Raw genomic sequence first — 16,709 nt, forward strand, 5'->3', positions numbered from 1 at the left:
TGTAATTCTCACCTATCACTTTTATAGAGTCTTAAATGACAACACCACACCGAATTGTTATCGCTGGAGGCGGCACCGCGGGCTGGATGGCTGCAAACTTATTAGCCAATCATTGGGCAAATAAACCTGTCTCGATAACGCTAATTGAATCAGAAGATATAGGAACCGTGGGCGTTGGCGAAGGCTCAACTCCAACGTTAAAGCGCTTCTTTCAAACACTTGACATACCTGAGTACGAATGGATGGAGCAATGTCAGGCAACCTATAAGGTAAACATCAAATTTACGGGCTGGTCTGGCAACGATAAACAAAGTTATTCTCACCCATTTATGAGCCAACTTGATGTGTTTAGCGAACGCGCTTTTCACATTAACTCCTTAACCAGGAGACTTGGCTTAGATGTCGAAACCGATCCTGAAAAGTTTCTTATCGCGGGGTATTTAGCTAAGAAACACCTTGCTCCACTGCCCTCGCACAATTTCCCCTTTGACATTGAATATGGTTACCACTTCGACTCGTTAAAACTAGGTCAGTTTTTAAGAGAACGCGCAAAGTCACTTGGTGTTGTTCACATAGTGGGGAACATTGAAGCTGTGCATACTGCTCCGTCAGGCGCAATTTCACATTTAGCTTGCCAAGATGGACAACAAGTTCACGGCGACTTTTTTGTAGACTGCACAGGGTTTACAGGCCTGTTAATACAAAAAACACTAGGTATACCCTTTAACGAGTTCAAAAGTAATTTGTTTAACGATGCCGCTGTGGTGCTACCTACCCCTCCAATTTCTAGCCTACCCGTTGAGACCGAGTCCATCGCGATGTCAAATGGGTGGCGCTGGCAAATTCCCCTTCGCAACAGAACAGGAAACGGCTATGTGTATAGCCAGCATTATCAGAATAAAGACGATGCTGAACTTGAACTTCGTCAAACGCTAGGCCTTGAAGATGCAGATATTGAGGCAAAGCATTTGACCATGCGAGTGGGCCAGTGTGAGAAGCATTGGGAGAAAAACTGCCTAGCTTTAGGCCTTGCACAAGGCTTTATTGAGCCATTAGAAGCAACCGCACTTCACCTTGTTCAAACAAGCATAGAATTATTTCTAGGCAACTATTCGTTAAGCTCAGACAACTCTCAACAACAAAAAGCGTTCAATAAAGAAATAACTGAGCGCTTTGAGCGCGTGAGAGACTACATCGTTTGTCACTACAAGCTAAACGGAAGAAACGACAGCCAATACTGGGTAGATAACAGAGCGAATATGAATCTATCCGAATCTTTACTTAGCGTACTAGACGTGTGGTACCGGAAAGGAGACGTGGTACAGGAAATAAAACGACAGGGTATAGGCAAACATTTCAGTACAACCTCGTGGCACTGCTTGTTGTCTGGATACGGTATTTTTCCACCGCCGGCACCGAACCAACCGGCTACATTAAAAGAAAAAGGCGACCTTTTTGAAGAAAAGAAACTCGCCGCGTTTTTTAACCGCTGCTCACTGAATTTCGAGAAGCAATCATCACTTTTTAATGCAAGCTAAAAGCTAGTGCGTACAAGCTCTTGCGTTTATTACGTAAGAGCTTGCCTCGCAAGGAGTTCGACTTAAACCGTTTCGCCTTCTCTCAACTCGAAAGAAAGCATACTCTTCGTTGATACCTGTTCGAGAAGCGCTTTCGTTGCTTCAACACCTTTTTCAATACTCGACTGGCAAACCGTTGTTAAGCTTGGACGTGCTCGCTCAGCTTCTTCAATACCATCAAAGCCAGTAATTTTAAGTTCCTCGGGAACCTTAATGCCCATATCAAGTGCCAGATGTAGCAACTCTAAAGCAATTATATCACTCATACACAGCACTACATTGGGTCTAGGCGAGCACGTAAGCGCTTCTTTAGCAGCTTGCCTTGCAAAGTGTCTATCACTTTCTGGCAGATGCCATATTCGCTCATTACTGATGGGGGTATTCTTCTCTTTTGCTGCTCTTAAGTAGCCATCCAATCTTCTGTTAGCGATTGAGCTTTCAATAGCGATAAGCGGGCTATCGTAAACACGGCAAGTAGAGGGAGAGTCGATAAGGCGAAGCCCAAATATAGCAACATTGTCACCTTCGTTTAACGCATGACACGCAACGCGATAAGCCGCCTCTTCATTGTCGATATTAATGGATGGTTTATCTTCAATATCAAAGTCGACGGTTACAACAGGTTTGGGCAACACAGCTAGCTCTTTTACTAGGTTGTTATTTCGAGGCTGGCCATAGCAAATGAAACCATCTACAAAGTCGACAACATCTAAAATACTTTCAGAGTCACCGGCGTATAGAAGTAAATGTTTGCCTGTATTTTGAAGCGCGGAAGATACGCCTTTTATGAAGGTGCTGGCGACAGGGTCACTCACCATATATGAGATGCTATCAGCTAACACCAACGCAACAATGTTAGATTTACCTTTTCTAAGGATTTGCGCTGCCTTGTTGGGTCCGCTATACCCAATCTTTTTGCATTGGGCTAAAATCTCTTCGCGCTTCGCTTTAGACAATTGATCTGGACGATTGAAAGCATTAGAAATGGTTGCTGTCGAGACGCCCAACTGCTCGGCAACATCCTTTAGGGTAAGTTTTGTTTTGTTCATTATTAGCTCTTTTCACGAAACTCAATACCCTAATTCAAGAACAACAAAGGGTAGAAAGCGTGCGCTCTGACCACCCTTTGACTATACCACTAACTTAAACGTTTAATTTATTAAATTTGCTGTTTATTGACAAAGATATGTAACAAAATGCTTAACAACTTAATTTTCAGAAAACCCCAAACTTATCGAGTTCCGAAAATTTTGTCACCAGCATCCCCTAACCCAGGCAGAATGTAGCCTTTATCATTTAATCTCTCATCAATTGCAGCAGTAAAAATTTCCACATCGGGATGAGCATCAACTACCGCCTTTATTCCTTCTGGCGCGGCAACAAGAAAAAGCCCCATAATTCTGCGGCACCCTTTCTTTTTCAACAAGTCTATTGTGGCAATAAGCGTCCCGCCAGTCGCAAGCATCGGGTCTACAATTAGCGCCGTTCGCTCGTCAATGTTTTTCACTACTTTGTCAAAATAAGCGACAGGCTGAAGTGTCTCTTCATCACGATAAAGCCCTACCACGCTTATCTTTGCATTAGGAATTAACTCAAGTACCCCTTCGAGCATGCCTAGCCCCGCTCTAAGGATAGGGACAACAGTGATTTTTTTACCTTTAATTTGCCTTACTTCGACATCATCACCTGACCAGCTTTTAATCGTAGCGCGCTCAGTTGGCAAGGTTCGCGTAGCTTCATAAGTCAAAAGGTTTCCCACCTCAGATGCAAGCTCGCGAAAATCCTTACTGCTGATTTTGGCGTATCGCATGAGCCCTAATTTATGCGCAATGAGCGGGTGTGTTATTTCGTGAACAGCCATGTGAGACTCCTTGTAATCGATTTAGCTATATTTTACCCAAGGTGTATTTTTGTTAAAGCGATTAGTCGTAAAAATATGCGTACTCGTTGCTTTAAAATCCTCTCCACACATCTAGACAGCGCTAATAAATGCTTTAATCTAGAGCCTAGGCTATAGACAATCGCATGTCACATCTAACGGTGTCTAACCCGATCGAGTCATTATTAGTGCCGCCGTTTGCAACACAAATAGGTGCTAAAAAGATCATTTGAATGAGCATCAGGAAGTTCAGCTCATTCATCCAAGCCCAACTAAAACTCATTTTTCCAACCCATGTTGACCTTTTTCAAAAGGAATTGCTTATGCATTCTTACGCTAAACGTATTCGATTTTTTGCTGCCGTGGCACTCAGTTTTTCTGCCCATAACGCCTTTGCTCAATGGGAGCAGGTGATTCCCGATAATGAAGTTACCGTTTCTGTTCCCGGCGAAGGCGAAAAGACAGTTTATCCATCATGTTCGCTTCCCGCATTACCTGGGCCAGAAGGTTTAACGCCTAACCCGTTCTCGTTTTACTATGAGCAGGGCGAAAGTGACAATTTACTTATTTATTTCAACGGCGGTGGTGCGTGTTGGGATAGCGCTACCTGTTTGGCTTCGATGCAGTTAGAGTTCGACGACAACCCCATGTCGCGCGCGGCTTACAACCCATCGGCAGTCATTGAAAATACCCCTTTTATATCAGGTGGCATTTTCGAAGATACCGAAGAAAACCCATTCCAGTCATGGTCGAAAGTTTTCATTCCCTACTGTACTGGCGACCTACACTTAGGTTCTAAGGACACCGATTATGTTGACGAGCTTGGCATTGTTACAGGTGTTCCTGGAGCAGAAGTGACGCTAAGACACCGTGGTCACGATAATGCGTTGGTTGTTATGCAGTGGATTAAAGACAAGTTGCAAAGTGACGAGCTTAAACCGAAAAAAGTATTATTGAGCGGAAGTAGTGCCGGTGGCTACGGAGCCACATTTAACTTCCCTTACTTTCAATCGTTGTTTGGCCGCACTAAAGTTGCTCTCTTTACAGATGCATCACTTGGTGTTATTTCCAAAGGATTTGTACAAACTGTTCTAAATTATCATGGCCCATGGGGAATCGAGAATTCGTTTCCTCGCAACCTCCAATCATTAATTGGTAATTTTAACCACTTTAAACTTAATAAGCAGGTAATGTTGCGATTGGCCTACCAATACCCATGGAATCGCTTTGCACAATACTCAACCGGCACTGATTTTGTTCAAATTCAATTCTCTAAAATATCTGATCAAGTATCGAAAGGGAATTTAGACCCAACCACTTGGGGCGTTACAGAATCTGATTTAGGTTACATACTTGGCTGGCAGCTTCAGGCAAATGCGTCAGTTCATGCTCTTTCTGCATTTACTTGGAACTATCAATTTTATTTAGGCGCGGGAACATGTCACATGGTGCTAAACGATTTCTGTGAAGACAACGCATTCCCTGTATCTTCACCTAGCCCATTTTATAACGAGCAAAGTGCACGTGGAATCTCATTCAATGAGTGGCTACACACGTTCGCCACGTCGCGCCGATTCAGAGAAAATAGTGCGGCTTACTATCAGTAAGCATTGGCATCAATAATGCCAAACTTACCTTAAAGTAGAGTGTTCGCTTTAAAAAATGCTGCTGCGATAGCCACCTAATGCAGCACTGTTGAGCGCACACTTTACGTTTAACGCTACCCTACTTGTAGGGTAGCGCCATCTGGCATGGTTACTTCAATTTTCATGTTTCCGCCAACCGCAGCTAAGTAAGCTGCAGCCCGCTGCAATGAAACGTCTTGTATGCGTTTCGACTCTAATTTGCTAACTCCAGACGCTGTCACTGATAACGCCATTGCAACGACTTCTTGCTTCACTCTGTGTTGCTTTCTAATGTCACCTAATGTGAGTTCTTTCATTGTTTTTTACCGAGAATTTCGGGCATTAAAAAAGCCCAGATGGTGATACCTTCTGGGCTTTTGCGAAACGTTCTATCTGCAGTGCCCAGAAGCCAATACTTGCCCCTGAACACCGACGGTCAGGTGCAATCAGTAATTAAAATTATAAAAATAGCCTGTTGAAACGTTTTGCATGATAATTCTCTTTTCACAATGTACTTGTACTAACGGCGTTTTCGTTAACGCTGCATGACTAAACCGAAGTCTTTAAGTTAACTTACTTTACCCGTAAATGAGTCGATTAAAAGGCTGCGGTATCTCAATACCTTAAACACCCTGTAGCAACTATCCTTAACCATACCATGGCAGGAAGCAATAGCAATAACTTTCCAAAAGGGAAAGTGTTGCGTGTTTTTAGCGCGGCTTTTTGCGCATTCTGCGACTTTGCTCTTGCCGTTTTTCTTCTCGCTTCTCTTTTCGGTCTTTTTTATCTGGTGTTAACGAACCCGTTTTAAACTTAGCTTTCCGTTTGGCTTTTGCTTCTGCTTTTTTCGCTGCTGCTAAGGCCATTTCTTCCTTTTCAACCTCTAGCATTTCTGGGGTCTCAAGGGTTATTCGCCCTAACTTACCCGACTGCAGTTCTTTAAGCAGAATCTCGCAAATTTTATGAAGATTGACCCGTCCACCAGTTTGAATGGCCCCACGGGTTTTCGCAGCGGCTTCTAAAAACTCAATTTCTGTATCGGGCAACTCATCAAGCTTGTAGCGCTCTTTCATTACCTCAGGATAGGCTTTAATTAGATAATCAGCGGCAAAAAAACCTACATCGTCGTATTCCATAGCAGTGTTTTTTACCGCTCCAGAGGAGGCTAATCGATAAATAGAATGCGGATTTTCAAGCTTTGGCCATAGTACCCCTGGCGTATCGAACAAAATGATTCCACTGCCAAGGTTAATACGCTGCTGACTTTTCGTTACCGCAGGCTCGTTTCCCGTTTTAGCAATAATACGCTCGGCCAAAATGTTGATAAGCGTTGATTTCCCCACATTCGGAATACCCGTGATCATTGCTTTAATTGCTTTAGGCTGGCCTTCTTTGTACCCACAAATACTGCGAATTAGCTGCATAATTTGCTTACTGTTGCCTGGGTTATCACTGGATGTAGTGATAGTTTTAACCCCGCGCTCTTTCTCTAAGCTTTCTTGCCAACGTGCGGTTATTTCTGGGTCTGCTAAATCGTATTTGTTTAGAATTTTAATGCAGGGTTTGTCGCCACGAATTTTCGCTATTTCAGGGTTTTCACTTGAATAAGGAATACGCGCATCAAGGACTTCTATAAGAATGTCCACCTGACTTAGCGACTCTTTAATCTCTTTTAGGGCCTTATGCATATGCCCAGGGAACCATTGTAGTGCCATGGTTTTATTTCCTATCGTAATCGTGTTCTAAACGCTGTATCTAGCGGCATAATTCGTAAGTGCAAATATTGACGGCGCTGGCTAAATTTAAAGAGTCTATTTTGCCACTCCCTTTAATGGTATAAGCCGTAGCGTTAAGTTGCGAGAGCGCTTCTTTTGGCACGCCACGCGCTTCATTACCAAACAAGTAGCACTGATAATCGCTAAACGTTTTTGAAGTGATTTTTTCACCATTCATATCTAAAAAGGCGAACCGTTCAAACCGCTCACCTAAATTTTCTAGTGGTACGTTTAGCTCAAGATCAACATGAAAGATAGCCCCCATACTAGAGCGCACCACCTTAGAATTATAAGGGTCTACACTATTTGGGCTTAGTAGCAGCGTGAAGTTGCCAAACCAGGCAAGGGTGCGCAATATCGTGCCCAAATTGCCTGGGTCTTGCACTTCATAAAGATAAATGTACTTGCGAAGGTTCTTGCATTGGCTTTCCCCGCTACTGTTTTTTTCGCCAGGCTCAGTGCTGATAATTGCAGGTGGAAGCGGAACCCGGGCAATGATCCCTTGTGGGGATTTGGTATCGCTTAGTTGCTGCATTTGTTGCGACGATACGGTTTCAACACGCATTTGTTGAAAACTCGTGCGACCGTGTTGTTCTAGCCAAGACGCGTAGTCGGCCGTAACGTAAAGCGTGATGTCGCCGATCTGTTGACTATTTTGCTGTGCAACATTAAGCAACTCTAATACTAAGTGCTCACCTTCTACCAAATAGTATCCGAACTGCGTTCTATACTTCTTTTGATGGAGCTTTTTCACATCACTTAGTTTCATTTGCACTGCCCTTTTCGTCAATTTCGGCGCAAGTGTAAGGTAAGTTGAGTAAAAGGCAAGATGACATTGCATCTTGCCAACATCGGCATGCGCTTATTCTTCAGCAACCACGTAAATTTCACCGTCGTAAATGCCTTGTACGGTAAGCTTTTGACTTGCCAGTGCTTGAAGGTAATCAATGTGCGCTTGTTCAACTTTTTGCCCCGGAACAATTAAAGGAATGCCAGGAGGGTAAGGCGTAATAAGCCCTGCGGCAGTTCGCCCAACACTGTTTTGCCACGCAATAGCTTCACGAGGGCTGAAAAACGCTTTTGACGGCAAATCGTCTAAGTGAATTGGCGGAATGTCTGCCGGAAGCGGGCTTTTGCTTTTGCGCTTATTTAAATTCACCGCCCCATCGTCAAGGCGTTTCAATGCATTGTAAAGCCTCACGATTTTTGAGCGCATTCCACCTAGTGTGAGCAACACCAAAATTGTACTGTGGGTGAATTTCTCAATCTCCAGCCCCACTTCGTCCATTAAGAATCGATGAATTTCTTGGTTGGAGTAATCTAGCGCCGACACATCAATAAGAATTTTAAGCGGATCGTGGCCAATATTGTCGCTTTCAAAATGCGAGAACATATTTTTAAAATCGCTTGGCGACAGTATTTTAAGCCGCTTGAATTTCTCCATTTGCGATTTAAGCTCTGCTACGTTGCTTAGCAACTCATTAAGGATTTTGTACCCTTCCATTTCCAACTGCTGGCGACACACATCAAGAGACGCAATGAGCTGATACTTGGGTGATGTACTGGTGTGTATGGCAAAAACCTCTTTAAAGAAATCTTTGTCAAAGTCTGGGTCATTCACATGGATAAATGATGCTTGCGAGAACGCAGACACTACTTTGTGAGCAGAATGCGTTATGTAGTCTGCGCCAGCAGCAATGGCTGAGTAGTCGCGCAAAGCAGGGTGAAACAGGGAATACGCAAACCATGCTTCATCAATAAACACTTTTATATCGTGCTTGTGCGCTAGTTGCACCACCTGCTTTAAGTCGGTAAGCAAACCATCGTAAGTACAGCCTGTAAGTACGATAAGCTTGGCATCCGTGTTCTCTTCAATAAGTGATTTTATCTGCGCCATTTTAGGCGGTGAAAATATACCGTATTCAGGGTTAAACACGCTGTCTAAATACACTGGCATAGCACGCGCTTGAATAATCCCGTAGTGCACCGACTTGTGACAGTTTCTGTCGGCTATCACTTTATCGCCCTCGCGCAGAAGCGTTTGCAAGATTATCTTGTTTGAAGTTGAAGAGCCGTTGGTCACAAAGTAGGAGTGGCGCACTTCAAAGGTGTTTGAAACTGCGGCCTGCGCTTTACCTATGGCATGGGTGCCATCTGACAGCGACCCTAATGAGTCGACGCTTACTGAAAGGTCGCTTACAAAAACGTTGCGCCCAAAAAAGCGGTAAAAATCGCTGATATACGGCGAGTTTCTAAAACTCGCGCCACCACTGTGACCAGGCGTATGCCACGAGTCATTCGACTCTACAACATAGTCTTTGTATTCAGTCCAAAACGGTGTTTCGTTGCGATCGTCGAAGTCGTTGATGATATAACCAAGAATAGATTCTGGGTCTGAAATAATGTCGTTGCGATAAAAGAAAGACTCAATGCCGTTGGCTTGATTTACAATGTCTAAGCCTTTCACTGCATCACCTAGTACGTAGACTGGCAACTCTGGGCGAATGCGCTTAATTGCATCGATCACTCTTGCGTTGTTCTCTACCGTTGCGTTAGCAGGAGATTGGCTCTTCGCTACCGTTGCATACTTTTCACTTTCACCGTTGGGCTCAGCATTATTGTCAGCCAGCAGGCCCTTTTCGCCAGATAGTTGGTCAAATAGCGCGCCTTCTGACAGCTCTTCCACTTTGGCAACCACATCCCAGCTAAAAACTACCGCTTGAATGTCGCCATCTTCGCGAACAAACTGCAGTGCTTTTGCCACCGTGTTGGCTTCAAGCAAGCTAATCTCAACATCGCTTCTGTCAAAGTACGTAATGGTGTTACCTATGCTAGAGGTAATTTGTTCCAGTAAATCAACAGCATCTTCTATAACAAGAATTTTCAAGTGTGGGCGCATTCAACAACCATGTAGTAAATTGTGAGCATTCCGCTCTTTAATCCAAGAACCTAAAATTAGTGTAACGCTGAATTGGCTTGGTGTCGTGTAAACTTCCCACTATCGTTAGGAATAGTTTTGGGATGATCCATAATCGCGATGACGACCCACCGAACCTCTTGTGAACCACATAATCACTCGCAAAACGTTAACGAACTCTTACACTACGCGAAAACCGTGTTGCCTTCTATCGCAAAGGGAAAAAAGCAGGCGTGGCCTATTCATCACGATCACTGTTTTATGCGCGTTATTTTAGACAATATTTGTAAATGCGCTTGGTATGACCTTATTCCCTCTCCCGCCTATAAGCATTTAACCCCTGAACAAGCTGGCGCCGCACTGAGCCTAGCCAAGCAGATAGCAAGTGAAAGCGTATCAATACACACGCTTAACGAGCGTTCTAAACACTGGCGGAAAAAGCAGCTTAGGCTGGACCTTTAATATGGCGAAACGCGCATCATCAAGCGATGCAAACCTAATTTGACCAAGCACAGGATTTAGAGCGCATAATGAAAGATAAACGCGCGCAGTCAAGAGCGTTCAATGCGACAGCGCTACGCAAGTATAAAAAGAGCTTATTGCATAACTTCCACGAATAAGCGCCCAAATTCAGAGCACGTATCCCGAAGATGACGCCAAAACTACTATCATAAAATATATCAATTACCTACAATCACTGCTTGTAAGTTGCACTTGAACTAGTGTGACGTAGATTTAGATTTATCCCTACAAAAATGACAGGACACACAATGGCGTTTAATTTAGCTATTAATAATGAAATTGCAGTAATCACTTTCGACGATGGAAAGGTCAACGCCGTCGGCTTTACGCTTATTCAGCAATTTAACGATGCACTTGATGAAGCCGAAAAGAATGCGAAAGCGGTGGTACTTCACGGTGGTGAAGGCAAGTTTTGTGGCGGTTTCGACTTATCAGTAATGAAGGCTGACGATAAAGCCAAGCAACATGAACTTGTTTCGAAAGGGGCTGAATTAATAGTGCGCCTTTATAGCTTTCCACTTCCGGTGATAGTTGCGGCTGAAGGCCACAGTATTGCACTAGGCGCTATTATGTTAATGGCGGCAGATTTGCGTATAGGTAAAGATGCAGACACCAAATATGGACTGAACGAAACGGCTATTGGAATGGTGCTGCCACCTTTTGGTATGGAGCTAGCTAAAGCCAGACTTGCCAATACCAGCCTAACCGAAGCACTGCTGTTTTCGCGAATTTACCAAGGAAAAGAAGCGGTAAAAGCTGGTTTTCTTGATGCAGCAGTGCCACAAGAGCAAGTACTTGCTACCGCCATGGGATATGCAGAAAAGCTGAAAATGCTGCCTACCAAGGCATTCGCAGCATCTAAACTGCAGTTGCGCCAAGAAACCTTAGAGAAGATGAAAGGCTAACACGGCGTATTTGCAGTTTTGCAATTTAACACTGTCAAACCTTGGCGCGAGCTGCTACTCAACTCGCGCTATTGTTTAACCAAAGTACTCGCTATTAGTTTGGCTTTTGTTAGTTAGGCTTAACAGGGCCTGCACGGCGCTCAACTTCTTCTTTAAGCGCATCGCGAAGACCAAACTCAAAGCTTAATTCTGCCAGAACAAATAACGGGCCAATGGCTAAGCCCATGATGTCATCGACAAACGCGGGTTTCTTACCCTCGTAGTGATGGCCAACAAACTGTAGGGCCCACCCCCCAACGAAAATGCCAAGCGAAATAGCAAGCCACAGGCCTACGCCATACTGTGCAATAGGCTGCGCCCAGTACACCATTAAACCTGTGATTAATGCCATTACCGCACCAAGTTTTACATCTAGCTTAATATAGAATGCGTTGCCTACTAACCACACAAGCAAAGCAGGGCTTGCCATAATAGTTCCTAACACAGGTAAACTCACTAAAAAGGATGGTTTGCTTAACAAGCAAAACACCGAAAACACAATAAGGGGAATACCAACGTAATGGGTATAAATGTTTCGCTGATCTCGATGGTATTTTGCGTATTCGCTTAAATGTTGCTCTAAATTTTTCATGTGGCGTTCACCCATCAACTTCATTGTTTGAACAGTTTACTCCCTACTCACACTTTTAAACTGTCGCCTTGACGACAAACCTAAGTTAGCTTGCTTTTGCTTCCCTCTTGCCCTGCCCTACTCCATGCCTCATTTGCCTCGTGTGACTTTTCTATGAACTTAGTAAACCGTTAATACTCTTATTGCTCATAATGTAAAAATAATGGAGATTTCATGACTTACAGCAAGTACTTATGGGCGTTAACAGGTACAGCACTACTTTCTCTCTCTGCGTGCAGTTCAGTTTCTCAGAGCTTTTCAAACACCTCTACAAGCAATGAATCTAATACGCCTCTTGAACGAGTAGATTTCAAAGCAAGTCACTGGCAGGTTGAGAGCATTAACCAAAGCGGCATCATCGATTTTAGCCACGTTTCTGTCAGTGTTAATTCAACGAGTGAAAATGTTCGTATTAGCGGCAGCACAGGGTGCAATCAGTTTACAGGTGCGTTAAATACTAGCGGCGCTTTGCAAGATGAAAATGAGAAAAGCCAGTTACTTTCGCTAAAGGTCGATAGAATTAGTCTTACGAAAAAGCTGTGTGCTCCCGCACTTATGAAGCAGGAACAAAAGTTTGTGCAGGCGCTACTTAACGCGACACATTATGCAATTGTTGAAAACACATGGTTGGTTGTTTACGACGATGACAAAAATGAAAGAATTAAAGCAGTAGTCACGCAATCCTTGCAAAGCACGTCAGCAAAAACTGAAAACGAAAGCGTCGAAAAGCCAAGCCCCAGGCGCGATGTGTCAAACGATAACTCAACTGATACACAAACTATGACTAATAACGTCATTCAACCCAGCGCTAAGAAATACGAATGTCGCACGCCCACGGCTAACATTGCGTTAATGACGGTGAACACATTAAGTTCAAACACCCTAGCGCTTTCGCTGAATAATGTGCATCACATTGTGCAGCTATCACGTTCGGCGTCGGGCGCTAAATACACTAATAACAAAGGGGTAGTTTTTTGGAACAAAGGCGATGAGGCCACCCTGTCAATAAATTCTGGGTTTTATCAGTGTAGCCTTACTTCATAATCTAAAAGCGCTCTTTCGAGCGCCTTAATTCAAACCTTCCCAAGCAATTAGTTTCAACTAAACATTTTCTACACATTAACAGGCGAATAATACTGCAACAACGCCAAAATTAACCATTTCTTAACTTATTTAATATTTCAATTATTGCACATTAAAATCAGAAACTTAGACAACAAATCCACTTACAAATCTATCTTTTCCACGCTTTTCAGCGCCGCCTCAACGTTGAAACAATAATTAGAACACTATACAATTTATTTTTATTGAACGACCAATCAAAATAAAATCATCCAAAGATAGGCCGCTATTTCAGCGCCCGCATCACTGTATTTTGGCATATTTTGCAAGGTGTAAGAGGATGATTTAAGTGTGGCGTGAAGCATTTAACTCGAATTGTTTCACAGGTCAGTGAGAAAAATAGTTTCAACACTATTCATCGTTTTGAAACCATTGGTACGTATTAAGTTGCACGTACTTTTAATTAACTCGCGATACCTACACATTGGCGAGCGATTTCAGCACAAATTAAAGTAGGAGTTTATGCATGTCATTACCAACTTATCAGAATTTCATTCACGGCAAGCCAATGGCGAACAAAAGCAAAGAAACCTTTGCAGTAACCAACCCAGCAACCGGTGAAGCAATTTACCACGTAGAAGTGGCTGATGAGTTCATTCAACAAGAAGCAATAAAAAGCGCCAAAGAAGGTTTTGCCGCTTGGTCAGCAATGATGCCAATAGAGCGAACGCGTATTTTGAATAAGGCTGTGGCATTGCTTCGTGAGCGTAATGACGAGCTAGCGAAATACGAAGTACTAGATACAGGTAAGCCCATTCAAGAAGCCTATTGCGTTGATATTGAAACGGGTGCTGATGTTATTGAATATTACGCTGGCCTTGCCCCTACACAGTTAGGCACACAACAACCCGTGGGCGGCGACTTCTTCTATACGCGCAAAGAAGCGCTTGGCGTGTGTGCGGGTATTGGTGCTTGGAACTATCCACTACAAATAGCCTGCTGGAAATCAGGCCCTGCACTTGCTGCGGGTAATGCATTTATCTTCAAACCTTCTGAAGAAACCCCTATGGGTGCGCTAAAGCTTGCTGAAATTTTTGTTGAAGCTGGCGTGCCAGCTGGTGTTTTCAATGTAGTTCAGGGCGCAGCCGAAGTGGGCCAATGGCTTACTACCAGCCCAGACATTGAAAAAGTGTCGTTTACCGGCGAAGTCGGAACGGGCAAAAAAGTAATGCAAAGCGCAGCGGCATCAAACTTAAAAGATGTCACTATGGAACTTGGCGGAAAATCACCGCTAGTGGTTTTCGAAGACGCCGATATTAGTCAAGCGGTAAGCGCCGCTATGCTTGGAAACTTCTACACGCAGGGCGAAATTTGCACAAACTGCACACGAGTATATGTTCAGCGTTCTGTGTACCAAGCCTTTATCGATGAGCTAAAAACGCGTACTGAAAACAATATTGTTATGGGCGATCCGCTCGACCCTAACGTGAACTTAGGCGCCCTCATCTCTAAGAAGCATCAAGAATTAGTGCTTGGCTACATTGCCAAAGGTAAAGAAGAGGGGGCAACACTTTTAACAGGTGGTAATGCCGCATCACCTGAATCGGCACCTAACGGCTTCTTTGTTGAGCCGACAATTTTCACCGATTGCCTTGATAACATGACCATTGTGAAAGAAGAAATTTTCGGCCCAGTAATGAGCGTATTGGTTTTTGATGATGAAGATGAAGTAATTACTCGCGCAAACGACACTGAATTAGGCCTTGCAGCGGGTGTATTCAGTAAAGACATTCAGCGCGCTCACCGCGTTATTCACCAGCTACAAGCAGGTATCTGCTGGATTAATGCATATGGAAACTCACCAGCCGAAATGCCTGTAGGTGGTTACAAGCAGTCAGGCATAGGTCGTGAAAACGGTGTTGAAACGCTCAATAGCTACACCCACACCAAGTCGGTGTACGTGGGTATGAGCCAAATTGAGAGTCCGTTTTAAGCCATCAATCAAGGAGTACATATGCAGACATTTGATTACATTATTGTAGGTGCAGGATCTGCTGGCTGTGTGCTGGCAAATCGCCTGTCGGAAAACCCAGAACACAAGGTGCTACTGCTTGAAACCGGTGGCTCAGACAAAAGCATTTTTATTAAAATGCCAACGGCCTTATCTATTCCAATGAATACCGACAAATACGCGTGGCAGTTTCACACTGAAAAAGAGCCGTATCTTAACAATCGCGAAATGCATTGCCCACGCGGTAAGGTGCTAGGTGGTTCGTCGTCAATTAACGGCATGGTGTATGTTCGCGGCCACGCTAAAGACTTCGACGAATGGGAAGCCCACGGCGCAGAAGGCTGGAATTATCAAGCCTGCCTACCCTATTTTCAAAAGTCGGAAACCTGGTACAAAGGTAACGATGCCTACCGAGGTGGTAATGGTGAGCTTGGCGTAAACAACGGCAACGAAATGAAAAACCCGCTTTACACGGCTTTTATTAAAGCGGGAGAACAAGCCGGTTACGACATTACGCAAGACTATAACGGCAAGCAACAAGAGGGTTTCGGCCCCATGCATATGACCGTGAAAGACGGTGTGCGTAGTTCAACTAGCCGCGAATACTTAGACCCCGTTAAATCGCGCAAAAACCTTACTATTGTCACTGGTGCATTGGTTACAAAAGTTTTGCTAGAAAGCAAGGTAGCAAAAGGCGTCGAGTATGTGGTTAACGGTAAAGAAAACACCGCTCAAACAACCAATGAAGTGATCTTAAGTGCTGGCTCAATTGGTTCGCCGCATATTCTTCAGTTATCAGGCATTGGCGATAAAAACATGCTGAAGAAGGCCGGCATAGACGTTAAGCATCACCTGCCAGGTGTAGGTCAGAACTTGCAAGACCACTTGGAGTTTTACTTCCAGTACAAGTGCAAACAGCCTATTACCCTAAACAGAAAGCTAGGTCTTTTATCAAAAGGCCTTATTGGTGCTCGCTGGTTGCTAAACCGCTCTGGGTTAGGCGCGACCAACCATTTTGAATCTTGTGCCTTTATTCGCTCAAAAGCAGACGTTGAATGGCCTGATATCCAGTACCATTTCTTGCCTGCCGCAATCCGTTACGACGGTAAATCGGCATTTGACGGCGACGGATTCCAAGTGCACGTAGGCCACAACAAGCCTAAAAGCAGAGGCAGTGTAACTATCCAGTCTGCCGATCCATCCGTGCCGCCAAAGATTTTATTCAATTACCTGCAGCATCAGGATGATATTGAAGGCTTCAGAGCTTGCGTCAGGCTTACAAGAGAAATCATTGCTCAGTCGGCGTTCGACGAATTCAGAGGCGGCGAGATTCAGCCTGGCGAGCACATTCAAACAGATGAAGAGATTGACGCCTTTGTACGTGAAGCGGTAGAGAGTGCTTACCATCCATCATGCTCGTGCAAAATGGGTGAAGACCAAATGGCAGTGGTTGACTCTCAGACCAACGTTCATGGCATTGAAGGGCTGCGTGTAGTGGACTCATCAATATTCCCTACTATTCCGAACGGAAACTTGAATGCACCAACCATTATGGTGGCTGAGAAGGCCGCAGATATGATTTTGGGTAAACCTGCTTTGCCGTCGCAAGATGTGCCAGTAGCCATTCATCCGAATTGGCAAACCGAGCAGCGCTAGCTACATAGAAGATATGCACCAGCTGCGCTGTGTTATTTAGCAGCGCGCCGTCCACAGTGCTTACACATGGCTAGCTTTATGCCTAAACGTGTAATGGGGTGGACACATTT

The 16,709-nt window shown here is 44.2% G+C and carries 14 protein-coding genes; 7 read left to right on the plus strand and 7 right to left on the minus strand.

Annotated features, from left to right (window positions below):
* Nucleotides 1–35: 35 nt before the first annotated feature.
* Nucleotides 36–1,538 carry a tryptophan halogenase family protein gene (locus ACHUFN_RS05155; RefSeq protein ID WP_394221234.1) on the plus strand — a complete coding sequence of 501 codons (1,503 nt, stop codon included), beginning with the start codon at nucleotides 36–38 and terminating at the stop codon, nucleotides 1,536–1,538.
* 62 nt (nucleotides 1,539–1,600) lie between these two features.
* Here the strand turns inward: ACHUFN_RS05155 and ACHUFN_RS05160 are convergent, their stop codons facing one another.
* Entirely contained in the window at nucleotides 1,601–2,626 is a 1,026-nt protein-coding gene (locus ACHUFN_RS05160) for a LacI family DNA-binding transcriptional regulator (protein WP_394221235.1), read from the minus strand.
* A 182-nt stretch (nucleotides 2,627–2,808) separates the two neighbouring features.
* Nucleotides 2,809–3,438: a uracil phosphoribosyltransferase gene (gene upp / locus ACHUFN_RS05165; RefSeq protein WP_394221236.1), complete on the minus strand. Its 630-nt coding sequence runs from the start codon at nucleotides 3,436–3,438 to the stop codon at nucleotides 2,809–2,811.
* 341 nt (nucleotides 3,439–3,779) lie between these two features.
* On the opposite strand from upp, the gene ACHUFN_RS05170 reads away from it, so the two are divergent.
* A complete protein-coding gene (locus ACHUFN_RS05170) occupies nucleotides 3,780–5,063 on the plus strand; it encodes a pectin acetylesterase-family hydrolase (protein WP_394221237.1) in 1,284 nt (427 codons plus the stop codon).
* Nucleotides 5,064–5,176: 113 nt separating this feature from the next.
* Here ACHUFN_RS05170 and ACHUFN_RS05175 read toward each other — a convergent pair whose 3' ends face one another.
* From ACHUFN_RS05175 to ACHUFN_RS05190, 4 genes are all read right to left on the minus strand, one after another.
* A complete protein-coding gene (locus ACHUFN_RS05175; RefSeq protein WP_394221238.1) occupies nucleotides 5,177–5,398 on the minus strand; it encodes a helix-turn-helix domain-containing protein in 222 nt (73 codons plus the stop codon).
* A 393-nt stretch (nucleotides 5,399–5,791) separates the two neighbouring features.
* Nucleotides 5,792–6,796, minus strand: a complete 1,005-nt coding sequence (ylqF, locus tag ACHUFN_RS05180) for a ribosome biogenesis GTPase YlqF (protein WP_394221239.1) — start codon at nucleotides 6,794–6,796, stop codon at nucleotides 5,792–5,794.
* Between the two features lie 40 nt (nucleotides 6,797–6,836).
* Nucleotides 6,837–7,625 carry a TrmH family RNA methyltransferase gene (locus ACHUFN_RS05185; RefSeq protein ID WP_394221240.1) on the minus strand — a complete coding sequence of 263 codons (789 nt, stop codon included), beginning with the start codon at nucleotides 7,623–7,625 and terminating at the stop codon, nucleotides 6,837–6,839.
* A 93-nt stretch (nucleotides 7,626–7,718) separates the two neighbouring features.
* Nucleotides 7,719–9,755, minus strand: a complete 2,037-nt coding sequence (locus ACHUFN_RS05190) for an aminotransferase class I/II-fold pyridoxal phosphate-dependent enzyme (protein ID WP_394221241.1) — start codon at nucleotides 9,753–9,755, stop codon at nucleotides 7,719–7,721.
* Nucleotides 9,756–9,893: 138 nt separating this feature from the next.
* Between ACHUFN_RS05190 and ACHUFN_RS05195 the strand changes: the two genes are divergently transcribed.
* Nucleotides 9,894–10,235, plus strand: coding sequence for a hypothetical protein (locus tag ACHUFN_RS05195; RefSeq protein WP_394221242.1), 342 nt, complete (start codon nucleotides 9,894–9,896; stop codon nucleotides 10,233–10,235).
* A 308-nt stretch (nucleotides 10,236–10,543) separates the two neighbouring features.
* Nucleotides 10,544–11,200: a crotonase/enoyl-CoA hydratase family protein gene (locus ACHUFN_RS05200; RefSeq protein ID WP_394221243.1), complete on the plus strand. Its 657-nt coding sequence runs from the start codon at nucleotides 10,544–10,546 to the stop codon at nucleotides 11,198–11,200.
* Between the two features lie 109 nt (nucleotides 11,201–11,309).
* On the opposite strand, the gene ACHUFN_RS05205 is transcribed toward ACHUFN_RS05200, so the two are convergent.
* On the minus strand, nucleotides 11,310–11,831 hold the full coding sequence (locus tag ACHUFN_RS05205; RefSeq protein WP_394221244.1) for an Mpo1 family 2-hydroxy fatty acid dioxygenase: 522 nt from the start codon (nucleotides 11,829–11,831) through the stop codon (nucleotides 11,310–11,312).
* A 213-nt stretch (nucleotides 11,832–12,044) separates the two neighbouring features.
* On the opposite strand from ACHUFN_RS05205, the gene ACHUFN_RS05210 reads away from it, so the two are divergent.
* The 3 genes from ACHUFN_RS05210 to betA all read left to right on the plus strand — a co-directional run bounded on the left by ACHUFN_RS05210 (nucleotide 12,045) and on the right by betA (nucleotide 16,599).
* Nucleotides 12,045–12,914 (plus strand): META domain-containing protein, encoded by an 870-nt coding sequence (locus tag ACHUFN_RS05210; RefSeq protein WP_394221245.1) that lies wholly within the window; start codon nucleotides 12,045–12,047, stop codon nucleotides 12,912–12,914.
* A 544-nt stretch (nucleotides 12,915–13,458) separates the two neighbouring features.
* Nucleotides 13,459–14,925: a betaine-aldehyde dehydrogenase gene (gene betB / locus ACHUFN_RS05215; RefSeq protein ID WP_394221246.1), complete on the plus strand. Its 1,467-nt coding sequence runs from the start codon at nucleotides 13,459–13,461 to the stop codon at nucleotides 14,923–14,925.
* Nucleotides 14,926–14,946: 21 nt separating this feature from the next.
* Nucleotides 14,947–16,599, plus strand: coding sequence for a choline dehydrogenase (gene betA / locus ACHUFN_RS05220; RefSeq protein ID WP_394221247.1), 1,653 nt, complete (start codon nucleotides 14,947–14,949; stop codon nucleotides 16,597–16,599).
* Nucleotides 16,600–16,709 lie beyond the last annotated feature (110 nt).

This window comes from Alteromonas gracilis (assembly GCF_043642145.1).
Lineage (GTDB): Bacteria > Pseudomonadota > Gammaproteobacteria > Enterobacterales > Alteromonadaceae > Alteromonas > Alteromonas gracilis_B.